Origin of the sequence: Pseudomonas fluorescens (assembly GCF_019212185.1) — a bacterium.
In the GTDB taxonomy this organism is placed as follows: Bacteria; Pseudomonadota; Gammaproteobacteria; order Pseudomonadales; family Pseudomonadaceae; genus Aquipseudomonas.
Genome location: NZ_CP078138.1, coordinates 3,819,945 through 3,844,094, shown reverse-complemented (window position 1 = coordinate 3,844,094; position 24,150 = coordinate 3,819,945). Strand labels below are relative to the sequence as shown.

Sequence of the window (24,150 nt, the reverse complement as noted above, 5' to 3'; positions counted from 1 at the left end):
CACACTCGCGATCAAGTTCTGGAGGTTCTATGTCGGGTGTTATTCCCATCGGCGACCAAGTGTCCGCCGGCGGCGTCGTGTGGGCCGCTGATGGCGGAAACAGGTTTATCCAGTGCAAGGGGGGATGCAGTCTTTTTGCGCTGCAACCTCAGGGCGGGAGGTAATAACGTGCCTATTGATTTACGAGCGCTGCCGCAACCGCTGGCACTGCCGACGCCGCCCAGTGTGCGCCGTTGGAGTGTAGTGATAGTGACCTGGGCTGCGCTGGGGGCGGGGCTGGTGATCGGGCTTTGGCCTGAATTGCAGGATCAGTCGTCGTTGTGGTTCTGGTGTTGTGCGGTGGTTTTTCCGCTGCTGAGCGGATTAGTTCTATTGGCTTTGAGACGTCTGTTTTATGAACGTCAGCGCGATTTTGCCGAGAGTTGGAATCTGCAGCGCGAAGAGCACGAGCAATGGCTCGTTCAGGTCGGCCAGCGCCAACTTGCTGTAGTGACGACTTCGTATTGCACGGCCACCGCCAACAATCGATTGGCCGAGGCGCTGTGTAACGGTGCCAGCTCGCTGCAGCCGCTCTATCTACAAGAGTCGCGAACGACCTTACGGGTAAGTCAGTTGCTCCCGGAGACCAAGTTATTCACCGAAGCCGAATATACGCAGCGTCTCACGGCCCGTTTGCAGCAGGTGGTGGACGGGCTGGATGAAGATGTCCAAGCACTGGTGAAAAAGACACCGATGCGCCTGCGGATCAAGCACAACCAGGTATTGCCTGACGATCAGGTCTTGTCCCTGTGGCAGGCGTGTATTGGACAGGCGCGGGTCTTCGATCAAGTGGAGTTTGCCTCTCAGGACGACGGTTTGCTTTGGCTGGACCATTGGCTGGATCAGCCGTCGCCTGCGGCACTGATGCTGTCATTGGAGATTCATCTGTTCCTGCAGCCCGTTGCCGAACAGGCGGAATCGGTGTCTGCCGTGTTGCTGGCGCTGCCTGAGTGGTGTGCCGGTGAAAGCGTCGTGCCTGCCGATTGGGTACAGCGTCCGGTCGCAATGACTGACGAGGTCGATTCATTCAAAGACGCGTGTCTTTGGGGGCAGGTTGCAGAGACGGACGCTTCATATTTTTCCTGGCAAACCCAGGTATCCGCAGAGGACCAGTGCCGCATGAGCAAGGTGATGACGGCAGCGGGCTACTCACCGGCCGGTGATCGCATCAAGCGCCTGGATGACGTACTGGGTTTGCCGGGCAGTGCAGTCGGCAATTTGGCGCTGGTGGTAGCCAGCGAACACGCGGCGGCGTCGAGTCTGCCCCAACTCATCGTGCTGCAAGACGCCTCACCACAATGGTGCTTCGTGCGCCCGGTCGAGATTAATAAGGAACAGTCATGAAACATATTAGTGTCTGGATGCTGGTGATGTGTCTGTTCGTAGTCGGCGGGCTATTGATTTGGGTGGATGACTCCGTTCTTAACGTCACAACCTCCCATGAACGGATGACGCTGTTTGCTGGGTTGCTGGCGGCCTGCATGGTCATGCTGTTCCTTGACAATCTTGGCGTGCTGGCAGTGAGAAAGCTTGGGCCGCTTAATTTCATTGCGAAACTGCCAACGCCAATGTTGACGAAGGGCCTCTCGGCGAATCGGAAACCGTCTACTCGGGACAATCTGGGCAAATACTTACGCTTCCACCACGGCCCCCTCTGGCGCCGAAAAACCCGTCTGTACCTGGTCATCGGCGAGCCTGAACAAATCCAGGCCATCGCCCCCCATCTCTCCCAGGACCACTGGCTGCACGGCGAACACAACGTCCTGCTCTGGGGCGGCAGCGTACAAGCGCCGCTTACTCCCTCGGTCACCGAACTGTGCCAACAGCTCACCCGCTGGCGCGCCCTCGACGGCGTGATCTGGGCCCTGACACCCGCACAGAGCAAAGAACAACAAATCCTCAGTCATGGTGTGACACGTCTGGGTGAGCTGGCCACAAAACTGGGTTGGTCGTTGCCGCTGCATGTGTGGCAGGTGTGCGACAGTCAATGGCCGCAACCTATGCGTCCAACCCAGGCCGTCGGTTGCGCGCTGCCAGAAAAAACGACCGCGCAAGCCATTGACGATGCGTTGCAGACGTTGATCCAACCGCTGCGCCAGGAAGGCTGGGCAGAAGTGAGCAAGGACTTCAAACACGATTTCCTGCTGCGCCTGTCGCGGGATCTCCAGGTCGAAGGCATCGCCCGTTGGCGCCAAGCCCTGGCACCGTTATTCGGCATGTACGCTCGCAGCCTGCCGTTGCGCGGTTTGTGGTTCAGTTTGCCGCTGCCCAGCGGGGAAAAATCCAATAATCATCACTGGCCCCATGAGCCGGCCTGGGCCGGGGTGTTGAATGGGCGCAAGCAGCGGATTAAACGCCTCGGCTGGCCAGCGACGCGGGTCGCATATCGGTTGGCCTTGGGACTGGCCTTGGTCTGGGGCGTCGGCATGCTGCTGTCCTTCACCAGCAACCGCACGCAGATCGCCCATCTGCAGAACTCCCTCGCGACCCTGCAAACGGCGGAGCAGGGCGACCCACAGCTTCGTGCGTTTTCCGAGTTGACCCGCGAGCTCGACCGCCTGGATTACCGCGCCGCCCACGGCACGCCCTGGTATCAGCGTTTTGGCCTGAACCAGAACGACGCCTTGCTTGAAGCCCTGTGGCCGCGTTACGTCGAGGCCAATCAGCGGCTGCTGCGCGATCCAGCGGCGGCCAACCTGCAGGCCGCGCTGAATCGTCTGATCAAGCTGCCGGCTGACAGCCCATTACGCAGCAAACTCTCGGCCCAGGCCTACGATCAGCTCAAGGCTTATTTGATGCTGACGCGTCCGGACAAGGTCGACAGTGCCTTTCTCGCCAAGACCCTGAGCGAGACCGAAACCGAGCGCGACGGTATTTCACCGGGCCTCTGGCAAGCGCTCACCCCCGAGCTCTGGAAGTTCTACGCCGAGCAACTGCCGGCCCACCCGGAGTGGCGCCTTGAGGCCGATCCGAAGTTGGTGGCCCAGGCCCGGCAAGTGCTGCTCAGCCAACTCGGTCAGCGCAATGCCGAAGTCAGCCTTTATGAAAAAGTCCTCGCTGATGCCGCCAATCAGGCCCCGGCTTTGCGTCTGGCGCAGATGGTCGGCGACACCGATGCCTCAGCGCTGTTTTCCAGCCGAGCGGAAGTGCCCGGGGTGTTCACCCGGCAGGCCTGGGAAGGGCAGGTGCGTCAGGCCATCAACGCCATCGCCGAGCAGCGTCGCGAAGAAATCGACTGGGTGCTCAGCGACAGCCACCACGAAATCGCCGCCGACCTGACGCCCGAGCAACTGCGTCAGCGTCTCACCGAGCGCTATTTTCAGGACTACGCCAACGCCTGGCTGAACTTCCTCAACGGCCTGCGCTGGCGAGAAGTGAAGAGCCTGGGCGAGGTGATCGACCAACTGGCGCTGATGAGCGATGCGCGGCAGTCGCCGCTGATTGCGCTGATGAACACGCTGGCTTATCAGGGCCAGGCCGGTGCCCGTGGTCCGGCGTTCAGTGAATCATTGGTCAAGTCAGCGCAAAAACTCATCAATCAGGACGCCGTGGCGGCCATCGATCAACAGCTACCCGGAGCGACCAGCCCGCTGGACCCAACCTTCGGCCCCTTGCTGGCCTTGATCGGCAAAGAGAGCGAAAACTCCGAGCGCCTGAGCCTCGCCGCCTTCCTTAACCGCGTTACCCGGGTTCGCCTGAAACTGCAGCAAGTGAGCAACGCGACCAACCCGCAAGAAATGACCCAAGCCCTGGCGCAAAGCGTGTTCCAAGGACAAAACGTCGACCTCACCGACACCCAATCCTACGGCAGCCTGCTGGCCGCCAGCCTCGGCGCCGAGTGGGACGGCATCGGCCAGACGCTGTTTGTGCAGCCGCTGGAACAAGCCTGGCAGCGGGTTTTGCAACCCTCGGCAGCGGGCCTCAACAGCCAGTGGCAACGCTCGATCGTCAACGAATGGCACAGCGCATTCGCCGGTCGCTACCCCTTTGCCGCGACCACCAGCGACGCCTCGCTGCCGATGCTCGGGCAGATGATCCGCGCCGACTCCGGACGGCTGGAGCAATTTCTCCAGCAGCAACTCGGCGGCGTACTGCGCAAGGAAGGCCAGCGCTGGGTTGCGGACACCCGCCACAGCCAGGGCCTGCGTTTCAACCCGCAATTTCTCACGGCGATCAATCAACTCAGCCAACTCGCCGACGTGCTCTTTACCGACGGCGGCCTGGGTGTGAGCTTCGAACTGCGGGGCAAAGGTGTGCGCGACATCGTCGACACCACCTTCATCCTCAACGGCGAAAAACATCACTACTTCAACCAGCGCGAACGCTGGCAACGCTTCACCTGGCCCGGCACCAGCAACCACCCCGGCAGCCGCCTGCTGTGGACCAGCGTCTACACCGGCGAACGCCTGTTCGCCGACTACGAAGGCACCTGGGGCCTGATCCGCCTGCTGGAACACGCACGCATCACCCCGTTGAACGACAGCGACAGCCAGATGCGCGTGCAAATCAAGGCGCCGGACAACCTGGAATTGACCTGGAATTTACGCACCGAACTGGGTACCGGTCCGCTGGAGTTGCTGAAACTGCGCGGGTTTGAATTGCCGACTGAGGTGTTTTTGCAGGAGGGCGACAAAGCCCGGCCGGTTGCCAATAAAGGGGGCAAGAAATGAGCTTGCGAACATTGCTGGAACGCTGTCTGGGTGAGCGCGATCCCCTGGTGCTGGCCCGAGAGCAGGGCGAGCGCTGGCAGCCGTGGTTACAAGCGCTCAGTGCCGATTCAGCCGTGGGCGAAGACCCGGGCTACGACGATGATTTCCAGCGTATGCGTGAAGAAGTCAACAAGCTCTCCGGGGCGGATGCGGCGTTGGTGGTACAGCTGGCAGAAAAGTTGTTCCGCCAGCGTTGCAAGGACCTGCGCGTCGCCACTTATTACCTGTGGGCGCGTGTGCAGGGCGAGGGCGAGAAGGGCCTGGCCGACGGCCTGAGTCTGCTTGCCGCGCTGCTCGAGCGTTACGCCGAAGAGGTATTGCCGCTGCGGCCTAACAGCCGCAAGCAGGCGTTGGAATGGCTGAGCAGTGGCAAGGTACTGGATTGCCTTCTGCGTTATCCCGAAGTGGTCAAGGCCGAGGCCGAGCGTACTGTGGCCGCCTTGGCCTGGCTGGAGCATGGGCTGCAAACCTGGCCGCAGGAGCAGCGACCGCAGTTGGAAGGCCTGCACGCAGCGTTGTCCGCCCGCTTGACTCGGGCCGGCGGCGTAGATGCCCTGGTGCCGCAGCACAGCGCCGTTGCACCGCTTCAGGGGCCATCAGTGGCCGATAACAGGATCCAATCCGGACGCGACCTGCTGGACGGCGGTCGAGCACTTGCGGAGTACCTGCTTGAACAACCCCAAGGTTGGCTTGCGGCCCATCGGCTGATGAAAAGTCTGCGCTGGGACACCCTGCAACGGACGCCGCCCCAGGATGCCAACGGTGTAACCCTGCTAGCGCCGCCAGACAGCCATTACCGGGCGCAACTCAAGCGGCTGCACTTGCAGGGCAACTGGACTGAACTGCTCGATTTGGCTGAGCGCATCTACGTTGAGGGCGTGAACCATTTCTGGCTCGACCTGCAATGGTATCTGCACCAGGCGCTGAGTAAACAGCCCGCGCCGCAGGATGGCTGGGCTGACATCGTCAAGCGTGACCTGGGGATGTTCATTGAGCGCCTGCCAGGTGTGGAACAACTGAAGTGGTGCGATGGCACGCCGTTCACTGACGAGATCACACGCGATTGGATCGCGCAGCACGTCAGCGGCAATCGGGAACCCCAGTGGGCGCCGGCGCCGGTGGTGGCACCGAGCACCAGCGATGCCGAGATTTTGTCCCTGGAAAGCGAAGCCCTGGCGCAGGCCGACAGCGATGGCGTAGAGCAGGCACTGGCCTGGCTGGCCGAGCGTCCGGGTATCGAAAGCGGCCGTCAACGCTGGCTCCTGCGCCTGCTGATGGCACGGGTCGCTGAGCAATGTGGCAAGAGCGACCTGGCCGTGCACCTGCTCGGTGAGCTGGACGCCACGGCGCAACGCCAGGCGCTGGCCGACTGGGAGCCGGAACTGCAATTCGAGGTCAAGGCACGCCTGCTGAAATTGCTGCGCCTACGGGCGCAGCGCAATACCGCCGACAAGGCGCTGCTGGCACCCCGGATGGAGGTGTTGCTGGCGGCTCTGGTCACCCTCGATCCGGTACGCGCCGCCGTGTTGTGCGGCTGAATCCTCATCATCAGGAATTTTTCTTTGAGCACGGACAATCTGACACTGCATTACTACGATGCCGAAATGCGCTACCTGCGCGAAGCGGGCCAAGAGTTCGCCGAGGCGTTTCCGGACCGCGCGGCACACCTCAATCTGGACAAGCCGGGTGCCCGCGACCCTTATGTGGAGCGCCTGTTCGAAGGCTTTGCCTTTTTGATGGGGCGCTTGCGCGAGAAACTCGACGACGACTTGCCTGAGTTGACCGAGGGACTGGTCAGCCTGCTGTGGCCGCATTACTTGCGCACCATTCCTTCTTTGTCGATCGTCGAACTGGCGCCCGATTTGACCCACATCAAGCACAACGAGGTGCTTGCCGCAGGTTTTGAAGTGCTGTCGCAACCCATCGGTCCTCGGCGTACCCGCTGCTGCTATACCACCACCCAGGAGCTGAGGCTGCGCCCACTGGCCATCGAGTCGGTACGGGTTGACCAAGAGCCTGACGGACGCTCGTTGTTGCGCGTGGGATTTGCCTGTAATGCGCAGATCGAATGGAGCAAGACTGACCTCAGTCGCCTGCCGCTGTACCTCAACGCCGACGCCGCATTGGCCAGCGCCCTGCACCACGCTTTGACCCGCAACGCCCAGGCGGTCTACGTACGCTTGCCGGGCGAGGCGCATCGCCGGCGTTTGGCAGCTCACTTTGCCCCCAAGGGCTTCGCCGACGACGATCGCCTGTGGCCCAAGGGCGACAGTGCTTTCAGCGGGTATCAACTGCTGCTGGAGTACTTCACCTTTCGGGAAAAATTCATGTTCGTCACCCTCTGTGGGCTCGAGACCTTTGAATTTGCGCCAGGCACCACCCGCTTCGACCTGGAGGTGGTGCTGAGTGAGGCGTGGCCAGCCACGTTCAACCTCGGTGCCGAGCACCTGCGCCTGCATGCCGTGCCGGTGATCAACCTGTTCAAGCTCGAATGTGACCCGATGGAGCTGCAGCCGTTGCAAACCGACTATCTGCTCCGGCCCATGCGCCTGCAGGACGGTCATATCGAAATTTACTCGGTGGATCAGGTCACGGCGATGCGGACCGGTGTTCGTCATGAATACGTGCCCTTCACCAGCTTTCGCCACAAGGGCGGGATGCTGCGCGACGAGGCTCCCGACCGTTACTACCATACGCGGCTCAAGCGCGGCGCCAATGGGCTGCACGATACCTGGCTGATCCTCGGCGGCGAGGGTTTTGATCTGGATCGCTTGCGCAATGAGGAAAGTCTGTCGCTGCAACTCACCGGCACCCACGGCCAACTGCCACGCAAGGCCCTGCAAAGTACTTTGCTCGATACGCCGGGAGCGTCATCACCGACCCCTGTACGGGTGCGCAATCTGTGTGCGCCGACCTTGCCCTGCTATCCGCCGAATCGCGACCGTTTCCATTGGCGCGTGCTCAGCCACCTGGGCTCGAATTTCCTGCCGATGCTCGACAGCGCCGAAGTCTTGCGCGGGACGTTGGCGCTGTACGACTGGACGGCCAGCGAATTGAACCGCCGACGTCTGGCAGCGATTCTCGAGGTCAGGCATCACCTGGTGCAGCGCTTCGAAAAAGGCTTCCTGCTGCGCGGCGTCGACATCGAAGTCACCGTCGACGCCAATGGCTTCTGCGGCGAGGGCGACATCAGCCTGTTCGGCGAAATGCTCCAGCGCTTCTTCGCCTTGTATGCCGACATCCACCTGTACAACCAGCTCACGCTGATCCTTCAACCTTCAGGAAAGTGCCTGCGATGGAACGAGAACCACAGTCAGCGTATTCCCGGCTGAAAGCCAGCGGATTACTCGATGTGCTGCAGGGGCGCGTGGCCGAGGCCAGTGTGTATCGCATCTGCCAATTGCTGGAAAAAGCCATGCCCGATCACCCACCACTGGGCAGCACCACGCACCCGGCGGACGATTCGGTACGGTTTCGCCCGGACCCCGGCATGGGCTTTCCGGGCGGCGAGCTGAAGTACATCGAAATCGACCCATTGCATCCGCAGCGTCCGGCGACGCTGCGCACGCGCTTGCTCGGTTTGTACGGTGTGGACTCACCCATGCCGACGGCTTTTATTGACGATATCGCCCAGCGTCGCGAGGGCCATGAAGCGTTGGAGGCATTTCTCGATATTTTCAATCACCGGATCTTCACCCAGTTTTATCGAATCTGGCGCAAGTATTCATACCCGGCGAGCTTCGAGGCGGGTGCCACCGACGCTACGTCGCAGTGTCTGCTGGGCCTGATCGGCCTGGGGATTCCCGGCACCGCCCAGCGCATCGCCACGCCGGTGTCGCGCTTTCTTGCACTGCTCAGCGTGATGCGCCTGCCCACCCGCAATGCCGAAGGCATCACCGCCCTGGTGACGCTGCTAGCCCCCAAAAGCAAGGCCAGGGTGACCCCGCACTGGCCACAGAAAGTCCTGCTGACGAAGCCGGCCAGTCTGTCGAAAGCACACCCGGTAAGTCTGGCCCAGGGCACACCATTGGGCAGCGTCGGCCATGACGCCAACAGCCAGCTGCATCTGGCGTTGTTTACCCAGGACCCGGATGAAGCCCGTGGCTGGTTGCCGGGCGGTCAACTGTACAACGACCTGATGGTGCTGTTGCGGGTCTACCTGGGCTGGCGCTGCAGCGCAAAATTACAGTTGTCGCTGCCGCTGTGCAGTTTGCCCCGACCTGTGCTCGGACGAGCCGCGCTGTTGCTCGGGATGACCGCCATGCTTGATCCAGGCAGCCATACCAGGCAGGGCGCGGGAAGCGCCACTGTCACCCTCAATCTGGGCCGCTATCAGGGCCTTTCGAAAAACCCTCGGAACAAGGAGGTACAGCATGTCGCGTACCGTTGGTAAGACTCTGCTGCTGGCGACGCTCGCCACTCTATTTGCTGGCTGCGGTATGACCCAGTCAGTCTCGCAATCCACCGCATCCACGGCGCGGGCGATTTTCTACAAGCAGGTGACAACCCTGCACCTGGACCTCAGTGCGCGCACCGCGATCAACCGCGACCAGGCCGAGATGAATACGATGGCGCTGCCGACCCTGGTGCGCGTTTACCAATTGCGCAGCCTCAAGACGCTGGACAACGCCACGTACGACAATTTGCTCGACGACGATGATCGGGCGCTCGGCAGCGACCTGTTGGACAAGCACACGGCACTGATCAAGCCGGGGGAGGGCGCGCAACTGGATGTACCCATGGCCAAGGACGCGCGCTTTGTCGCAGTGGTCGGCTTGTTCCGGCATGCCGACACGGTCTCGGATAGCTGGCGCCTGACATTGGAAACTGAAGAACTCGACCCGGATCGCGCCAGAGTGATCGAGCTGAGTGATAACCGCTTGAACCTGCGGCCCCTGGTCAAGGAGTGACGGATGACCGAATCCAGCCCTTCGCTGTATGAAACGCTGCTGCAGAATTTTGACGCTGACCTGCCTCTCTATCAGGTTGACGAAGATGACCACTGCATGTTGTCAGTGCTGGACAACCTGCAGCGCATCCTCAATAGCCGCGCCGGCACCCTGGCGCATCTGCCTGATTATGGGCTTCCCGATATGGGGCGGGTTCTGCAGGGCATGCCCGGCACGGCACATGAGCTGATGAATAGCCTGCGCAATACCTTGCTGCGTTACGAACCGCGCCTGGAGGGGGTGCAGCTGGAGTTGCTGCCACAACCGCTGCCAGGCCATCTGCAATACCGACTCGACCTGCAGCTCAAAGGCGGCCGGCAGCTCACATTCGCGACGGCGCTGACCGCCGAAGGCAAGGTGCTGGTGAGCCATCTGAAACGTCAGCAATGGGTGTCCCGATGAGCGTTTTTTTCGAGATGCACATACGCGTGGGCGGCGATCCGTCCGCTTGCGCCGATTTTGTCGCGCTGAATGAAGAGTTGGCCAAGCTGAATCACCCGGCCTGTCCCGATGTGGACTGGGCCAGGGTCGAGCAGTGGTGTCAGGCTTTGTTCGAGCACAACGGTGCAGACCTGCAAACGGCGGCCGCGTTCGCCCTGGCGCGTAGCCACCGGCGCGGCCTGGAGGGCATGCTCCAGGGCACGGCATTGATCGACGCCCTGAGCAATCAATGGCCAGTCCTGTGGCCGGCGTCGCCGTCATTGCGCCTGAACATCCTCGCCTGGCTGTTTGGGCAATGGCAGCCATTGCTGCGCAGTTTGCCGCTGAGTTCGCAGGATGTGCCGTCGCTGCTGCAACTGGACAACAGCCTGTTGACCTTGCAACGGCAACTGGAGGTACAGGTACAGATGGCTGTGCCGCCGTTACAGTGGCTGCGTCAACAGCTTGAGAGCGTGATCCCGCGTTTGCAGCACAGCACGCTTGTCAGCGAACGCTTGGCGCAGTCGGTCAGAGGGCCGATCTCGACGCTGCCGCTGCCAGTGCCGATGCCAATTGTCATTTGGCCTGCCAATCCACCGCCTCGGGTGACGGTGACCAGGCGCCGTACCGGTTTGTGGCTCGGCGTTGTGGCGGCCAGCGGCTTGGCAATCGGTCTGGCGCTGTTGGGTCTGGCGGGGGAGCAGTTGCAGCGTTTCGCCTTGGCTTTTCAGCAGCAAGAAGCTCCAACGCCCGTGCGTCTGGACAGTCTGCTGTTGTTTGCACCCGGCAGCGCCGAGTTCAGGACCGATTCGGCCAAGGTGCTGATCGACGCCTTGGTCACTATCAAGGCTCGGCCAGGCTGGTTGATCGTCATCAGTGCCCACACCGACAGTTCCGGCGACACCGAGCGCAATCTGCAGTTGTCCCACGCCCGGGCCCTGGCTGTTCGTGACTGGATGCAGCGCATGGGTGATATCCCCAGTGGCTGCTTCGTTATCCAGGGGGTTGGCGCCAATCAGCCGGTTGCCAGCAATGACACGGCCGCCGGGCGCGTCGAGAATCGACGAGTGGATATTCGCCTGATTCCTGAAGCCGGCGCCTGCTCCAGCGCATCAATGGGGCCCGTGGCGAGTCTTGACAAGCCCGCAGCAACTGATGGATAGGTGACTCCCTTCTCCAGTTGTTGCAGGCCCCACGCATGCTCATCGCCGCCTCCATCTTCCTGCTGACCATCACCCTGGTGATCTGGCAACCCCGTGGCCTGGGTGTGGGCTGGAGTGCGATGCTCGGCGCCGGACTGGCGTTGCTCAGTGGCGTGGTGCAGATCAGCGATATCCCACTGGTGTGGGAGATCATCTGGAATGCCACCGCCACCTTTGTCGCGCTGATCATCATCAGCCTGCTGCTGGACGAGGCGGGTTTTTTTGCCTGGGCGGCGTTGCATGTGGCGCGCTGGGGGCGGGGTAACGGGCGTCGGTTGTTTGCCTGGATGATCGTGCTGGGGGCGTTGGTCTCAGCGTTGTTTGCCAACGATGGCGCGGCGTTGATCCTGACGCCGATCGTGATTTCGATGTTGCTGGCCCTGCGTTTTTCACCGACGGCGACCCTGGCCTTCGTCATGGGCGCCGGATTTATCGCCGATACCGCCAGCCTGCCGCTGGTGGTGTCAAACCTGGTGAACATTGTCTCGGCGGACTTCTTCCACATTGGCTTCAACCGCTATGCCGCGGTGATGGTGCCGGTCAACCTGGTGGCCGTCGCGGCGACCTTGGTGGTGCTGATGGTTTTTTTCCGTCGGGACATTCCGCAGGCCTATGATCCCGGGCAACTGGATGAGCCGAAGAGCGTGATCCACGACAAGGCGACCTTTTTTGCCGGTTGGGTGGTGCTGGTCATTCTGCTGCTGGGGTGCTTTGCCCTGGAGCCGTTGGGGGTACCCATCAGTGCGATTTCGGCGGTGTGCGCGGCGCTGCTGCTGGCCGTAGCCGGGCGTGGTCACAGGATTTCCACGCGCAAGGTGCTCAAGGAGGCGCCGTGGCAGATCGTGATTTTCTCGCTGGGCATGTACCTGGTGGTCTACGGCCTGCGCAACGCCGGGCTGACCGCCTACCTGGCCGGCTGGCTGGACACTTTCGCCCGGCAAGGGGTATGGGGCGCGGCCATGGGCACCGGGTTGCTGACGGCGCTGCTGTCATCGCTGATGAATAATCTGCCCACCGTGCTGATTGGCGCCTTGTCCATCGATGCCAGCCAGGCGACCGGGGTGGTCAAGGAGGCGATGATCTACGCCAACGTAATCGGCAGCGACCTGGGGCCGAAAATTACCCCGATTGGCAGCCTGGCGACCTTGCTCTGGCTGCATGTACTGCAGCGCAAGGGCATCCTGATTGGCTGGGGGTATTACTTCAAGGTCGGGATTGTGCTGACGTTGCCGGTGTTGTTGCTGACGCTGGCGGCGTTGGCGGTGCGGTTGACGGTGGGGTTCTGAGGCTGGGGATGATGGTGTATCAAGCCCAGGCACATCAATTCCCCGGTACATTCGGCCAGTGGTCCGAGACCAGGAACAGCCGTTCGGCCTCTTCCCAATCACCCCGGGCGTTCTCGCTCAGACGCACCAACAGCTGCGCCGGCGCCAGTGGGTCGAGGTTTTCCAGCCAATCCTGAAGTTGCCCAGCGTCCCAGGTTTGATCTGCCGGGTAGTGGGCCGGGGCCAGCCAGGCGTGGCGGGGCAGGGGTTGCCAGCGGCCGGGCGGGCGTTGCGCGACGAAAGCCGACCAGTCCTGTTGGTGCAGCCAACTACCGCGCAGGTGCTGCGGATGGGCGCCGTGAGGGGCGGCGGCGTGGCCTGGCCAGGGGTAGAGCAGATAGCCGCCGAGCCACAAGGTGGCGCTGAAATCTTCCACCTCCAACGCTGCAAGGGCGACGCGGCTCTCCGGGCGGGCGGAAATCGGCAGTTGGTGCTGACTCAGATGCGCCAGCTTCAGGTCCAGCCGGTCGTGACAACCGGGGCCCAGCCACTGAGCCGGATCCGCGCCATCGCCGTGCTGCGGCCCCAGGTACAGCTTGATTGCCAGTTCCAGGTGATGCACACCCTCGCGATCACGCAGCAGCATGTCCAACTCCCCGAGGGTGTGACCCTCGCGGCGAATCGGTAGGTTGGCCGCGATCAGCTCGATCCCCGGCGCCTGCGCCACGGCGAACTGCCACAAACGCTCGTAGTACAGACCCAGGCGTCGAGTGCGGGCCTGGGACAACCAATGCAGCAGTGCATAGCTGTCGCGGTCCAGTTGCCGCAGCCAGTGCTCCAGCCGCTGCGGGTCGCGCACCCAGTCGCTGCCGGCCAGCGGGTGGCGTTGTGGCCAGGGCGTGGCGCAGAGCATCGGCGGGGCGAGGATGACCCACGCTAGGTCACGCACTTCAGGGTGACGTAATTGCTGGGGCAACTGCAGTAAATCGGGAAATAGGATCATCCTGCGAGCATAGCCGCAAACCGCAGTGGCCCCTTGCCGCTGAAAGGATTTTGTCTACGGCGCGCTTTCGCCCATAATTGGGCTTTTCGCTGTTGCAGACCTCAGGGTCTGCCGACCTGGGCGGCACAGCCCCCACGGCCAACCGACCCTCGCTAGGAGCCCCATGGAGCAATTTCGCAATATCGGCATCATCGGTCGCCTGGGCAGTTCTCAGGTGCTGGATACCGTTCGCCGACTGAAAAGATTCCTGCTTGACCGGCACCTGCACGTGATTCTCGAAGACACCATCGCCGAAGTCCTGCCTGGCCACGGCCTGCAAACCTCGTCGCGCAAAATGCTCGGCGAAGTCTGTGACATGGTCATTGTCGTCGGCGGTGACGGCAGCCTGCTGGGCGCCGCCCGTGCCCTGGCGCGCCACAATATCCCGGTGCTGGGGATCAACCGCGGCAACCTCGGCTTTCTCACCGACATCCGTCCTGATGAACTGGAAGTCAAGGTCGCCGAAGTGCTCGACGGCCATTACCTGGTGGAAAATCGTTTCCTGTTGCAGGCCGAAGTCCGTCGGCATGCCGAAGCCATCGGCCAGGGCGATGCACTCAACGACGTGGTGCTGCACCCCGGCAAATCGACGCGGATGATCGAGTTCGAGCTGTACATCGACGGCCAGTTCGTCTGCAGCCAGAAGGCCGACGGCCTGATCGTCTCGACCCCCACCGGTTCCACCGCCTATGCCCTGTCCGCCGGCGGCCCGATCATGCATCCCAAGCTCGATGCCATTGTGATTGTGCCGATGTACCCCCATACCTTGTCCGGAAGGCCGATCGTGGTCGATGGCAACAGCGAGCTGAAAATCGTCGTGTCCAAGGATATGCAGATCTACCCGCAGGTGTCCTGCGACGGGCAGAACCACTTCACTTGCGCCCCGGGTGACACCATCACCATCAGCAAAAAAGCGCAGAAATTGCGCCTGATCCATCCGCTGGATCACAACTACTACGAAGTCTGCCGGACGAAGCTGGGCTGGGGTAGCCGCTTGGGTGGTGGAGGCGACTGATGCTCGATCCCGCGCGTAGCTACGACCTGATCGGTGACGTGCACGGTTGCGCTCATACCCTTGAGCATCTGCTGGACCGGCTCGGTTACGAGAAGCACGGTGGCGTGTGGCGTCACGCCCGGCGCATGGCTGTGTTTCTCGGTGATGTGATCGACCGTGGCCCGCGGATCCGCGAGGCCCTGCACATCGTCCACGACATGGTCGAGGCCGGGCAGGCGCTGTGCATCATGGGCAACCATGAGTTCAACGCGCTGGGCTGGTCCACTCCGGCACCACCGGGCAGCGGCAAGCAGTACGTGCGTGAACACACCCCACGCCATGCGCGCCTGATCGAAGCAACCCTGACCCAGTTCGCTCACCATCCGGGGGACTGGCACGACTTCCTCGCCTGGTTCTACGAAATGCCGCTGTTCGTCGATTCCGGGCGTTTCCGCGTGGTGCATGCCTGCTGGGACGGCGCGCTGATCGACCTGCTGCGCGAACAGTATCCTGACGGCCGCGTCGATGAACATTTCGTCCAGGCGGCGGCAGTGCCTGGCAGTTTTGCCTGCATGGCCTTCGACCGCCTGCTGCGCGGCACCGACATGCGCCTGCCCCATGGCCAGACCATGACCAGCGGCGATGGCCTGACGCGCGCGTTCTTCCGCACCAAGTTCTGGGAAGACAACCCGCAGACCTACGGCGATATTGTGTTCCAGCCGGATGCCTTGCCCGAACCCGTGGCACAGACGCCGCTGTCGCCAGTGGAAAAAAACAAACTGCTGCGCTACGACGTCGAACAGCCACTGTTGTTTGTCGGTCACTACTGGCGCAGCGGCACGCCGGCGCCGATCCGCTCCAACCTGGCGTGCCTGGACTACAGCGCCGTGTTGTACGGCAAGCTGGTCGCCTATCGCCTGGACCAGGAAACCCGTCTCGACCCGAACAAGTTCGTCTGGGTCGATGTTGAACGGCCGGAGGCCCCGCAATGACTGCTGTTGCCGTACTGCGCCTGCCGCTGAGTGTTGATCTCAGTGGTTTCGTCAAACTGCTGCAGCGTATGCAGGTGCCCCATCGGGTCAGCGAAGAGGCTGGCGAGCAGGTGCTGTGGGCGCCGGAGGCGATCAGTGAGGACGTGCGCTCGCTGTATCAGCGCTTTCCGGCGGGCGATCCCGATCAGCAACTGGACCTGCCACCGGCCGCGCGCTCGCAGCGTCCGGGCTTTGTCGAGCAACTGCGCCACAGCCCGATGACCGCGCTGGTGCTGCTGGCAACCCTGATCGTCGGCGGCCTGACGCTGCTGGGCTCCAATCTCGACACCATGGAATGGTTTTCCTTCCTGCAATACCGGGTGGCGGGCGAATACATCCAGTTCACCTCGCTGACCGAGAGCCTGGCGGCAGGGCAGTGGTGGCGCCTGGTGACGCCGATGCTGATTCACTTCGGCTTCCTGCACATCGCCATGAACGGCATGTGGTACTGGGAACTGGGGCGGCGCATCGAGGCGCGCCAGGGTGGGATCAACCTGCTGGGCCTGACCCTGCTGTTCAGCCTGGTGTCGAACTACGCGCAATATTACTACGGCGGTCCGGGGCTGTTCGGCGGCCTGTCCGGGGTGCTCTACGGCTTGCTCGGACACTGCTGGATCTACCAGTGGCTGGCGCCCAACCCGGCGTATCGCCTGCCCCGTGGGGTGCTGGTGATGATGCTGGTGTGGCTGGCGCTGTGCATGTCCGGGCTGATGTCGATGATCGGCTTCGGCGAAATCGCCAACGCGGCCCATGTCGGCGGGTTACTCGTCGGATGCTTCAGCGGTTTGTTGGGCGGCTTGTACAGTCGCCGTAAAATCGCCCTCTAATTCTGTTACGTCACTGAAGAGCACGGAGACCCTGATGTCCTCTTTCAACGAAATGATCAGCAACATCACCCCCGAGATCTACCAGAGCCTGAAACTGGCGGTGGAGATCGGCAAGTGGTCCGACGGCGGCAAACTGACCACCGAGCAGCGTGAACTGTCCCTGCAGGCGATGATCGCCTGGGAATTGCAGAACCTGCCGGAAGACCAGCGCACCGGTTACATGGGCCCGCAGGAATGCAGCTCGAAGTCGATTCAGGTGCCAAATATCCTGTTCAAGTCGGATGCCATCCATTGATCGAGATTGGCCGCGGTGCAATCAGTAAAATGTCGGCGCGCCTCGACGGGCCGAACGTGCAATATGCTTTTCGCCTGGGCGACAGCGAGGTGCCGGTCAATCCGTTGATCGGCTCCACAGTGCGCCTGGAATACCTGGGGGCGATCCACTGCACCCATTGCGGGCGCAAGACCAAGACCAGTTTCAGCCAGGGCTACTGCTACCCGTGCATGACCAAACTGGCCCAGTGTGACGTCTGCATCATGAGCCCCGAGCGCTGCCACTACGACGCCGGCACCTGCCGCGAGCCGCAGTGGGGCGAGCAGTTCTGCATGACCGATCACATCGTGTATCTGTCGAATTCCTCCGGGGTCAAGGTCGGGATCACCCGCGCTACCCAACTGCCGACCCGCTGGATCGACCAGGGTGCCAGCCAGGCCCTGCCGATCATGCGTGTTGCCACTCGCCAGCAATCGGGCTTCGTCGAAGACCTGCTGCGCAGCCAGGTGGCCGACAAGACCAACTGGCGCGCCTTGCTCAAGGGCGATGCCACGCCTGTCGACCTGGCTCAGGTGCGCGATCAGTTGTTCGCCAGTTGTGCCGACGGTTTGCAGGGCCTGCAGGAACGATTTGGCCTGCAGGCGATCCAGACAGTAACCGACGTCGCGCCGCTGGAAATTCGCTATCCGGTCGAGCAGTACCCGGCCAAGATTGTCAGCTTCAACCTGGACAAGCAGCCGATTGCCGAAGGCACGCTGATGGGAATCAAGGGCCAGTACCTGATTTTCGACACCGGCGTGATCAATATTCGTAAGTACACGGCCTACCAGCTCGCCGTGCATCAGTAAGGACTCCAGCATGCGCACCGAACAACCGAAGATGATTTACCTCAAGGACTATCAGGCACCCGAGTACCTGATCGACGAAACACACCTGACCTTCGAGTTGTTCGAGGACCACAGCCTGGTCCACGCGCAACTGGTGATGCGCCGCAACCCCGAGCGTGGCCCGGGCCTGCCACCGTTGGTGCTCGATGGCCAACAGCTGGAACTGCTGGCAGTGAGCCTGGCGGACCATGCGCTGGACGCCGGCGACTACCAGTTGACTGACAGCCACCTGACCCTGCACCCGACCAGTACCACCTTCACGGTCGACACCAGCGTGCGCATCCACCCGGAAACCAACACCGCCCTGGAAGGCCTGTACAAATCCGGCACGATGTTCTGCACCCAGTGCGAAGCCGAGGGCTTTCGCAAGATCACCTATTACCTCGACCGCCCGGATGTGATGAGCGCCTTCACCACCACCGTGGTCGCCGAGCAGCACAGCTACCCGGTGTTGCTGTCCAACGGCAACCCGATCGCGTCCGGTCCTGGCGAAGACGGCCGGCACTGGGCGACCTGGGAAGACCCGTTCAAGAAACCGGCGTACCTGTTTGCCCTGGTGGCCGGTGACCTGTGGTGCGTCGAAGACAGCTTCACCACCATGAACCAGCGCGACGTGGCGCTGCGCATCTACGTCGAGCCGGAAAATATCGACAAATGCCAGCACGCGATGAACAGCCTGAAGAAGTCCATGCGCTGGGACGAAGAGGTGTATGGCCGCGAGTACGACCTGGACATCTTCATGATTGTCGCGGTCAACGATTTCAACATGGGGGCCATGGAGAACAAGGGCCTCAACATCTTCAACTCCAGCGCCGTGCTGGCCCGCGCCGAGACCGCCACCGATGCCGCGCACCAGCGGGTCGAAGCGATCGTCGCCCATGAATACTTCCACAACTGGTCGGGCAACCGCGTGACCTGCCGCGACTGGTTCCAGTTGTCGCTCAAGGAAGGCTTCACCGTGTTCCGCGACTCGGGCTTCTCCGCCGACATGAACTCGGCCACGGTCAAGCGCATCCAGGACGTGGCGTTCCTGCGCACCCACCAGTTCGCCGAAGACGCCGGCCCCATGGCCCATGCCGTGCGCCCGGACAGCTTCATCGAGATCTCCAACTTCTACACCCTGACGGTCTACGAGAAGGGTTCGGAAGTGGTCGGTATGATTCACACCCTGCTTGGCGCCGAGGGTTTCCGTAAAGGCAGCGACCTGTACTTCGAACGCCATGACGGCCAGGCGGTGACCTGCGATGACTTCATCAAGGCCATGGAAGATGCCAACAGCGTCGACCTGACCCAGTTCAAGCGCTGGTACAGCCAGGCCGGTACACCACGCCTGGCGGTGAGCGAGTCCTATGACGCCGCCGCGAAGACCTACAGCCTGACCTTCCGCCAGAGCTGCCCGCAGACCCCGGACAAGGTGGAAAAACTGCCATTCGTGATCCCGGTTGCGCTGGGCCTGCTGGACAGCCAAGGCAACGAGATTGCCCTGCGCCTGACCGGCGAAGCCGCCGCTCAAGGTACATCCCGGGTGATCTCGGTCACCGAAGCGGAACAGACCTTCATCTTCGTCGACATCGCCGAACAACCGCTGCCGTCCCTGCTGCGTGGCTTCTCGGCGCCGGTCAAGCTGAGCTTCCCGTACAACCGCGACCAGCTGATGTTCTTGATGCAGCACGACAGCGACGGCTTCAACCGCTGGGATGCTGGACAGCAACTGGCGGTGCAGGTGTTGCAGGAATTGATCGCTCAGCAGCAGAAGGGCGAGACGCTGACTCTCGATCCACGGCTGGTGACGGCGCTGAAAACCGTGCTGTCCGATGAGTCGCTGGACCAGGCCATGGTTGCCGAAATGCTCTCGCTGCCAGGTGAGGCATACCTGACTGAAATCAGCGAAGTGGCAGACGTCGAAGCGATCCACAACGCCCGCGAATTCGCCCGCAAGCAACTGGCAGACGCCCTTTTCGAAGGCCTGTGGCTGCGTTACCAGGCCAATCGCGACCTGTCCCGCCAGACCCCGTACGTGGCCGAAGCCGAGCATTTCGCCCGGCGCGCCCTGCAGAACATCGCGCTGTCGTACCTGATGCTCAGCGGCAAGCCGGAAGTGTTGGCGGCGACCCTCGAGCAGTTCGAACATTGCGACAACATGACCGAACGTCTGACCGCGCTGGCGGTGTTGGTCAACTCGCCGTTCGACGAGCAGAAGGCCGAGGCCCTGGCCAGCTTCGCCGAGCACTTCAAGGCCAACCCGCTGGTGATGGACCAGTGGTTCAGCGTGCAGGCCGGCAGCACCTTGCCGGGTGGCCTGGAGCGGGTCAAGACGCTGATGCAGCACCCGGCGTTCACCATCAAGAACCCGAACAAGGTACGGGCGCTGATCGGTGCATTCGCCGGGCAGAACCTGATCAACTTCCATGCCGCCGACGGCTCCGGCTACCGTTTCCTCGCCGATCTGGTGATCGAACTCAACGGCTTCAACCCGCAGATCGCCTCCCGGCAATTGGCGCCGCTGACCCGCTGGCGTAAATACGACAGCGCCCGCCAGGCATTGATGAAGGCCGAGCTGGAACGCATCCGTGCCTCCGGTGAGTTGTCCAGCGATGTGTATGAGGTGGTCAGCAAAAGCCTGGCTTGATGCTCAACCAGGCGACGCAGATTCACTAGGAGCCGGCTTGCCGGTGAAGGTCTTGAACGATGACGCGGGTTTCCTGACTGCACGCGGCGCTCTCAAGTCCTTCGCCAGCAAGCTCCTACAAACATCGAGTTCAGCGAGCTTTTTTCATCATCCCCACGAATGACCGCTCATTCAGCATCTACCCTCAATCCCCAGGTTAACAAAACATAACGTGGCGTTGATTGTCAGACGATTCCAAAGCTGGATAGGATAAGCCAGCCCGCAGAAGGGGCTCTAGACGGCAGGTTTCAGCAGTGTGTTGAATCTGTTTAAAAAGAGCATGAACTCCCTGAACGGCGCCCCAAGGGTTAAACGACCTGACAATAATAATGGGAGAAAGGTCTATGAGTGAGCCTGTCATGGGTGTGGGTATTGGCCGCCCGCCGGCACTGCGCAGATTCGCAATGCTGGCTACAGCGCTCTCGCTGCTGGCGACTGCAGTGCTGTCGGCCCCGGTGCTGGCGGCCGCGACGCCCGCCGTCGAAACCGTCTATTCAATTGAATCGGCCAAGGCCGCCAAGGGCTTGATGCTCGATGTGGTGCACGCCGGCAACCGGCTGATCGCGGTCGGCGATCGCGGGCACATTCTCTACTCCAATGATCAGGGCGCCACCTGGACCCAGGCCAAAGTGCCGACCCGGCAACTGCTGACCTCCGTGTTCTTCGTTGACGAGCAGCACGGCTGGGCCGTCGGACACGATGCGCAGATCCTCGCCAGCACCGATGGCGGTCTCACCTGGACCAAACAATTCGAAGACCTCAAGCGCGAAGCACCCTTGCTCGACGTCTGGTTCAAGGACACCAACAGCGGCTTTGCCGTGGGTGCCTATGGCGCTCTATTGACCACCACCGACGGTGGCAAGACCTGGGAAGACGTCAGCGACCGCCTCGACAACGAAGATCAGTACCACCTCAACGGCATTGCCGCGGTCAAGGATTCCGGACTGTTCATCGTCGGCGAGCAAGGCAGCATGTTCCGCTCGGCCGATTGGGGCGAGACCTGGGAACACGTCGAAGGGCCGTATGAAGGCTCGCTATTCGGCGTGATCGGCACCGCCCAACCAGCAACCCTGTTGGCATACGGCCTGCGCGGCAACCTGTTTCGCTCACGTGATTTCGGCAGCACCTGGGAGCCGGTCGAACTCAAGGCCGCACGCGGTGCGCTGGAGTTCGGATTGTCGGGCGCGACCCTGCTCGACGATGGCTCCATCGTCATCGTCGGCAACGGCGGCAGTGTGGTGCGCAGCAGTGACGATGGCCAAAGCTTCAGCGTGTTAAATCGACCGGACCGGATCTCCGTCTCGGGCGTGACTGCCGCAGGCAATGGCAACCTGATTCTGGTCGGACAGGGCGGCGTTCGCGTGTCGATGCCAACCGGCGCTGAGCTAAGCAAATGAGCCGGGCACATAATAAGAAGGCGGAGAGATGACATCCATGAGCAGCCACCACCAAGACAAGGCGACCTTTCTCGAACGCCTGATTTTCAACAACCGCCCGGCAGTCATCGTGATCTGCTTGCTGGTGAGCATTTTCCTGTTCTGGCAGGCGACGCTAATCCGGCCGTCCACCAGCTTTGAAAAAATGATCCCGCTGGAACATCCATTCATTGAAAAAATGATGGAGCACCGCAACGACCTGGCCAACCTGGGCAACACCGTGCGGATTTCGGTGGAGGCCACCAACGGCGACATCTTCTCCAAGGAGTACATGGAGACCCTGCGCCAGATCAACGACGAGGTGTTCTACATCTCCGGCGTTGATCGCTCGGGGCTCAAGTCGCTGTGGAGTCCAAGCGTGCGCTGGACCGAAGTGACCGAGGAAGGTTTTGCCGGTGGTGAAGTGATCCCGCAGAGCTACAACGGCTCGGCCGACAGCCTCGAACTGCTGCGTAACAACGTGCTCAAGTCGGGGCAGGTCGGGCGTCTGGTGGCCAACGATTTCAAGTCGAGTATCGTCGATATCCCGCTGCTGGAGTCCTACCCGGACCCGCAGGACCAGGGCAAGCTGCTGGCTCTGGACTACCAGAAGTTCTCCCACGAGCTTGAAGAGAAGATCCGCGACAAGTTCGAAAAGCAGAACCCCAACATCAAGATCCACATCGTCGGTTTCGCCAAGAAAGTCGGTGACTTGATCGATGGCCTGATCATGGTGGTGCTGTTCTTCGGCGTGGCCTTCGTCATCACTCTGATCCTCCTGCTGTGGTTCACCCATTGCGTGCGCAGCACCGTGGCCGTATTGATCACCACCCTGGTGGCGGTGATCTGGCAACTGGGGCTGATGCATGCGTTCGGCTTTGGCCTCGATCCGTACTCGATGCTGGTGCCGTTCCTGATCTTCGCCATCGGTATTTCCCACGGCGTGCAGAAAATCAACGGCATCGCTTTGCAATCCGGTGAGGCCGACAACGCCCTGACCGCAGCCCGGCGCACCTTCCGCCAGCTGTTCCTGCCGGGGATGATCGCGATTCTGGCTGACGCCGTGGGCTTCATCACCTTGCTGATCATCGACATCGGGGTGATTCGCGAGCTGGCCATCGGTGCTTCGATCGGCGTGGCGGTGATCGTGTTCACCAACCTGATTCTGCTGCCAGTGGCGATTTCCTATGTCGGCATCAGCAAGCGTGCAATCGCCCGCAGCAAGAAGGACGCGACCCGCGAGCATCCGTTCTGGCGCCTGCTGTCGAACTTCGCCAGCTCGAAAGTCGCCCCGGTGTCGATCCTGATCGCCCTGGTCGCCTTCGGTGGCGGCCTGTGGTACAGCAAAAACCTGAAGATCGGCGACCTCGACCAAGGCGCGCCGGAACTGCGTCCGGACTCGCGCTACAACCAGGACAACAACTTCATCATCAGCAACTACTCCACCAGTTCCGACGTGCTGGTGGTGATGGTCAAGACCAAGGCTGAAGGCTGCTCGCGCTACGAAGCCATGGCGCCGATCGATGAACTGATGTGGAAGATGCAGAACACCGAGGGCGTGCAGTCGGCGATTTCCCTGGTCACCGTATCCAAGCAGATGATCAAGGGCATGAACGAGGGCAACCTGAAATGGGAGACCCTGTCGCGCAACCCGGACGTGCTGAACAACTCCATCGCCCGTGCCGACGGTCTGTATAACAACAGTTGCTCGCTGGCGCCGGTGCTGGTGTTCCTCAACGACCACAAGGCCGAAACCCTCGACCGCGCAGTGCATGCGGTGCAAGAGTTCGCCAAGGAGAACAACAAGGACGGTCTGGAGTTCATCCTCGCGGCCGGTAACGCCGGGATCGAGGCGGCGACCAACGAGGTGATCAAGGAGTCGGAGCTGACGATTCTGATCCTGGTCTACATCTGCGTCGCGACCATGTGCATGATCACCTTCCGCTCGTGGGCGGCGACCCTGTGCATCGTCTTGCCGCTGGTGTTGACCTCGGTGCTCGGCAACGCCCTGATGGCCTTCATGGGCATCGGCGTCAAGGTGGCGACCCTGCCGGTGGTGGCGCTGGGCGTGGGGATTGGTGTGGACTACGGCATCTACATCTACAGCCGCCTGGAAAGTTTCCTGCGCGCCGGTTTGCCGCTGCAAGAGGCCTACTACGAGACGCTGAAGTCCACCGGTAAAGCCGTGCTGTTCACCGGCCTGTGCCTGGCCATCGGCGTGTGCACCTGGATCTTCTCGGCCATCAAGTTCCAGGCCGACATGGGCCTGATGCTGACCTTTATGTTGCTGTGGAACATGTTCGGTGCCCTGTGGCTGCTGCCAGCGCTGGCGCGCTTCCTGATCAAGCCGGAGAAACTGGCAGGGCAGAAGGGCAATTCGCTGTTCGCCCACTGATCCTTCGGTTGTGTTGAAACGCGAAAGCCGCGC

At 61.8% G+C, this 24,150-nt stretch carries 18 protein-coding genes; 17 read left to right on the top strand and 1 reads right to left on the bottom strand.

Annotation, left to right across the window (positions count from 1 at the left end):
• Positions 1–168 precede the first annotated feature (168 nt).
• From KW062_RS17145 to KW062_RS17105, 9 genes are read left to right on the top strand one after another with little or no spacing between them, the layout of a single operon-like run.
• Positions 169–1,383: a hypothetical protein gene (locus KW062_RS17145; RefSeq protein WP_146118263.1), complete on the top strand. Its 1,215-nt coding sequence runs from the start codon at positions 169–171 to the stop codon at positions 1,381–1,383.
• Complete coding sequence (locus KW062_RS17140) at positions 1,380–4,709, top strand: ImcF-related family protein (RefSeq protein WP_256350801.1); 3,330 nt, start codon at positions 1,380–1,382, stop codon at positions 4,707–4,709. The genes KW062_RS17145 and KW062_RS17140 overlap by 4 nt, the downstream gene beginning before the upstream one ends.
• On the top strand, positions 4,706–6,286 hold the full coding sequence (tssA, locus tag KW062_RS17135) for a type VI secretion system protein TssA (RefSeq protein WP_105755401.1): 1,581 nt from the start codon (positions 4,706–4,708) through the stop codon (positions 6,284–6,286). The genes KW062_RS17140 and tssA overlap by 4 nt, the downstream gene beginning before the upstream one ends.
• Before the next feature lie 24 nt (positions 6,287–6,310).
• On the top strand, positions 6,311–8,080 hold the full coding sequence (gene tssF, locus KW062_RS17130) for a type VI secretion system baseplate subunit TssF (RefSeq protein ID WP_105755400.1): 1,770 nt from the start codon (positions 6,311–6,313) through the stop codon (positions 8,078–8,080).
• A complete protein-coding gene (tssG, locus tag KW062_RS17125) occupies positions 8,044–9,141 on the top strand; it encodes a type VI secretion system baseplate subunit TssG (protein ID WP_105755399.1) in 1,098 nt (365 codons plus the stop codon). Before tssF ends, tssG begins: the two co-directional genes overlap by 37 nt.
• The gene (tssJ, locus tag KW062_RS17120; protein ID WP_105755398.1) at positions 9,122–9,658 is read left to right on the top strand and encodes a type VI secretion system lipoprotein TssJ; all 537 of its coding nucleotides are present in this window, start codon (positions 9,122–9,124) and stop codon (positions 9,656–9,658) included. Before tssG ends, tssJ begins: the two co-directional genes overlap by 20 nt.
• A gap of 3 nt (positions 9,659–9,661) precedes the next feature.
• On the top strand, positions 9,662–10,099 hold the full coding sequence (tssE, locus tag KW062_RS17115; RefSeq protein WP_105755397.1) for a type VI secretion system baseplate subunit TssE: 438 nt from the start codon (positions 9,662–9,664) through the stop codon (positions 10,097–10,099).
• Positions 10,096–11,280: an OmpA family protein gene (locus KW062_RS17110; protein ID WP_105755396.1), complete on the top strand. Its 1,185-nt coding sequence runs from the start codon at positions 10,096–10,098 to the stop codon at positions 11,278–11,280. Before tssE ends, KW062_RS17110 begins: the two co-directional genes overlap by 4 nt.
• Before the next feature lie 35 nt (positions 11,281–11,315).
• Positions 11,316–12,605, top strand: coding sequence for an arsenic transporter (locus KW062_RS17105; protein WP_105755395.1), 1,290 nt, complete (start codon positions 11,316–11,318; stop codon positions 12,603–12,605).
• Between the two features lie 34 nt (positions 12,606–12,639).
• Here the strand turns inward: KW062_RS17105 and KW062_RS17100 are convergent, their stop codons facing one another.
• Complete coding sequence (locus KW062_RS17100) at positions 12,640–13,587, bottom strand: DUF1853 family protein (protein ID WP_027616528.1); 948 nt, start codon at positions 13,585–13,587, stop codon at positions 12,640–12,642.
• Between the two features lie 163 nt (positions 13,588–13,750).
• Between KW062_RS17100 and KW062_RS17095 the strand changes: the two genes are divergently transcribed.
• The 8 genes from KW062_RS17095 to KW062_RS17060 all read left to right on the top strand — a co-directional run bounded on the left by KW062_RS17095 (position 13,751) and on the right by KW062_RS17060 (position 24,117).
• Positions 13,751–14,641 carry an NAD(+) kinase gene (locus KW062_RS17095; protein WP_027616529.1) on the top strand — a complete coding sequence of 297 codons (891 nt, stop codon included), beginning with the start codon at positions 13,751–13,753 and terminating at the stop codon, positions 14,639–14,641.
• Entirely contained in the window at positions 14,641–15,612 is a 972-nt protein-coding gene (locus tag KW062_RS17090; protein ID WP_027616530.1) for a metallophosphoesterase, read from the top strand. The genes KW062_RS17095 and KW062_RS17090 overlap by 1 nt, the downstream gene beginning before the upstream one ends.
• Positions 15,609–16,478, top strand: a complete 870-nt coding sequence (locus KW062_RS17085; protein ID WP_105755394.1) for a rhomboid family intramembrane serine protease — start codon at positions 15,609–15,611, stop codon at positions 16,476–16,478. The genes KW062_RS17090 and KW062_RS17085 overlap by 4 nt, the downstream gene beginning before the upstream one ends.
• Before the next feature lie 34 nt (positions 16,479–16,512).
• Positions 16,513–16,773, top strand: a complete 261-nt coding sequence (locus tag KW062_RS17080; protein ID WP_027616532.1) for a YeaC family protein — start codon at positions 16,513–16,515, stop codon at positions 16,771–16,773.
• A complete protein-coding gene (locus tag KW062_RS17075; RefSeq protein ID WP_027616533.1) occupies positions 16,770–17,600 on the top strand; it encodes a DUF2797 domain-containing protein in 831 nt (276 codons plus the stop codon). Before KW062_RS17080 ends, KW062_RS17075 begins: the two co-directional genes overlap by 4 nt.
• 10 nt (positions 17,601–17,610) lie before the next feature.
• On the top strand, positions 17,611–20,268 hold the full coding sequence (gene pepN / locus KW062_RS17070; protein ID WP_105755393.1) for an aminopeptidase N: 2,658 nt from the start codon (positions 17,611–17,613) through the stop codon (positions 20,266–20,268).
• Positions 20,269–20,651: 383 nt separating this feature from the next.
• Positions 20,652–21,704, top strand: coding sequence for a WD40/YVTN/BNR-like repeat-containing protein (locus KW062_RS17065; RefSeq protein ID WP_105755392.1), 1,053 nt, complete (start codon positions 20,652–20,654; stop codon positions 21,702–21,704).
• 37 nt (positions 21,705–21,741) lie between these two features.
• Positions 21,742–24,117, top strand: coding sequence for an efflux RND transporter permease subunit (locus KW062_RS17060; protein ID WP_027616536.1), 2,376 nt, complete (start codon positions 21,742–21,744; stop codon positions 24,115–24,117).
• Positions 24,118–24,150 lie beyond the last annotated feature (33 nt).

Coding starts and splice junctions, on each gene's coding strand:
- KW062_RS17090 (WP_027616530.1), top strand. CDS start 14,641: ATGCTCGATCCCGCGCGTAGCTACGACCTGATCGGTGACGTGCACGGT.
- KW062_RS17140 (WP_256350801.1), top strand. CDS start 1,380: ATGAAACATATTAGTGTCTGGATGCTGGTGATGTGTCTGTTCGTAGTC.
- KW062_RS17110 (WP_105755396.1), top strand. CDS start 10,096: ATGAGCGTTTTTTTCGAGATGCACATACGCGTGGGCGGCGATCCGTCC.
- tssG (WP_105755399.1), top strand. CDS start 8,044: ATGGAACGAGAACCACAGTCAGCGTATTCCCGGCTGAAAGCCAGCGGA.
- KW062_RS17080 (WP_027616532.1), top strand. CDS start 16,513: ATGTCCTCTTTCAACGAAATGATCAGCAACATCACCCCCGAGATCTAC.
- KW062_RS17100 (WP_027616528.1), bottom strand. CDS start 13,587: ATGATCCTATTTCCCGATTTACTGCAGTTGCCCCAGCAATTACGTCAC.
- tssJ (WP_105755398.1), top strand. CDS start 9,122: ATGTCGCGTACCGTTGGTAAGACTCTGCTGCTGGCGACGCTCGCCACT.
- KW062_RS17060 (WP_027616536.1), top strand. CDS start 21,742: ATGAGCAGCCACCACCAAGACAAGGCGACCTTTCTCGAACGCCTGATT.
- KW062_RS17105 (WP_105755395.1), top strand. CDS start 11,316: ATGCTCATCGCCGCCTCCATCTTCCTGCTGACCATCACCCTGGTGATC.
- tssA (WP_105755401.1), top strand. CDS start 4,706: ATGAGCTTGCGAACATTGCTGGAACGCTGTCTGGGTGAGCGCGATCCC.
- KW062_RS17085 (WP_105755394.1), top strand. CDS start 15,609: ATGACTGCTGTTGCCGTACTGCGCCTGCCGCTGAGTGTTGATCTCAGT.
- pepN (WP_105755393.1), top strand. CDS start 17,611: ATGCGCACCGAACAACCGAAGATGATTTACCTCAAGGACTATCAGGCA.
- tssE (WP_105755397.1), top strand. CDS start 9,662: ATGACCGAATCCAGCCCTTCGCTGTATGAAACGCTGCTGCAGAATTTT.
- KW062_RS17065 (WP_105755392.1), top strand. CDS start 20,652: ATGAGTGAGCCTGTCATGGGTGTGGGTATTGGCCGCCCGCCGGCACTG.
- KW062_RS17095 (WP_027616529.1), top strand. CDS start 13,751: ATGGAGCAATTTCGCAATATCGGCATCATCGGTCGCCTGGGCAGTTCT.